This is a genomic window from Microcystis sp. M53602_WE12, assembly GCF_030065455.1.
Taxonomy (GTDB): Bacteria; Cyanobacteriota; Cyanobacteriia; order Cyanobacteriales; family Microcystaceae; genus Microcystis; species Microcystis aeruginosa.
The window spans coordinates 1-1,424 of the sequence record NZ_JASJFB010000020.1; the positions used below are offsets into that span (position 1 = coordinate 1).

At 38.7% G+C, this 1,424-nt stretch carries 2 protein-coding genes and 2 pseudogenes; all 4 read left to right on the forward strand.

The genetic code is table 11. The features are described 5' to 3' along the window. A pseudogene (locus tag PX482_RS00630) lies at positions 1-208 on the forward strand (SAM-dependent methyltransferase); the annotation flags it as partial. 263 nt (positions 209-471) lie between these two features. Next, positions 472-732, forward strand: a complete 261-nt coding sequence (locus tag PX482_RS00635) for a type II toxin-antitoxin system Phd/YefM family antitoxin (RefSeq protein WP_002756849.1) — start codon at positions 472-474, stop codon at positions 730-732. 37 nt (positions 733-769) lie between these two features. Continuing rightward, positions 770-985: pseudogene (locus PX482_RS00640) on the forward strand (Txe/YoeB family addiction module toxin); the annotation flags it as partial. A 150-nt stretch (positions 986-1,135) separates the two neighbouring features. Continuing rightward, positions 1,136-1,414: a type II toxin-antitoxin system HicB family antitoxin gene (locus PX482_RS27965; protein WP_002756845.1), complete on the forward strand. Its 279-nt coding sequence runs from the start codon at positions 1,136-1,138 to the stop codon at positions 1,412-1,414. Positions 1,415-1,424 lie beyond the last annotated feature (10 nt).

A 1,424-nucleotide genomic window follows, 5' to 3' on the forward strand; every position in this document is an offset into this window, starting at 1 on the left:
AAGCCAGAAACAATTTGAAATGATCAGTGATGAAGATGCTGAAGAAGTAATTAGTATTGCACAAAATGATCACCAAAAAGCAATTCTCATGAGTAATGCTCTGATCAAAAGACTTATGGACTCCCAACAATGCGCTGCACCGGACGGCAATTCCGCTGCGCTCCATAGTGCGATCGCCGATCTGGTTGGGTGTGTTAATAAAATGTAACGCGCCTTATTTTGTTTTAACGCAAGTGATTGTCTCGGAGCAGATTCTAATCAGGTATAATGCCAGATAAGGCAGCAATTTAAGAAAATTTACAATCATGGTATTGCGTCAGATCTGCTCCGCTATATTAAAGAAAAGTTTCCCAAACAGGGCGATGCTATTTCGGTTTAGCTTGAGGGTGCGTTCCCCGAAGCCTTTGGGTTTTGCCAACCAGATTTGGACAGAACTATAATAACAATTGTACTTAACCATGTACAACTCTGATGAGCGTCAACATTGTCAACTTTAGTGAAGCCCAAAAAAACTTTAAATCTGTAATAGATACAGTAGCCAATGATAAAAACTGTACTTTCATTGTCAGAGGAGATACAGAAGATGTTGTTATCATGTCTAAAAGTTATTATGACAGTCTGATGGAAACAGTTTATCTCTTAAGATCTGCAGCTAATGCTCAACATTTGCAAGAAGCGATCGCAGAATATCAAGCAGGTAAAACACAAGAACATGATTTAATCGATGCGTAAGTTGGCTTGGGGTAGTAAAGCATGAAAAGATTATCTTTATTGGCAATCTCAGGACAAGAAAACCCTGAAAAGAATCAATCTGCTCATCCAAGATACTCTATCCAATCCCTTTGAAGGAATCGGTAAACCTGAACCCTTGAGAGAGAATTTGTCAGGTTTTTGGTCCCGTACGGATGAAGCTAATCGTCTTGTTTATGTTGTCGATGATCATTATCTAACAATTATTTCCTGTCGCTATCATTACCAAGATTAGTCATCGCTGTAGGGTGCGTTCCCCACGACAACTCCGAATTACTCCGCCAATAAATTCCTGGGAACGCACCAAGATTTGTTAGCGCTCTCCTTATATATTTATGTCATAATTATTTTTTATTCTGGTCAGCCTAAAAATTAGGTATCGGTTATGAACACATTTACTGCTGTTGTAGAAAAAGATTTTGATACTAATCTCTATGTTGGTTATGTCCCTGGGTTCCCCGGAGTACATTCTCAAGGTGAAACTTTAGATAAATTACGGACAAATCTTTGTGAAGTGATAGAAATGCTCCTTGAGGATGAACAAACAAGATTTGGGCTCTTCGGTTTGTGTTATGCAATGGACGGGGGTTATAAGGGATGGAACCCTTATATAGAAAGGCATTTAGCGATTTTTGTCAATTGTTTTTGCTCTAGAGCGAACTAATCAATTAAGT

Bases quoted from the DNA above. Each gene is read 5' to 3' on its own strand.
- PX482_RS00635 (WP_002756849.1), top strand. From the start codon at position 472: ATGAGCGTCAACATTGTCAACTTTAGTGAAGCCCAAAAAAACTTTAAA.
- PX482_RS27965 (WP_002756845.1), top strand. From the start codon at position 1,136: ATGAACACATTTACTGCTGTTGTAGAAAAAGATTTTGATACTAATCTC.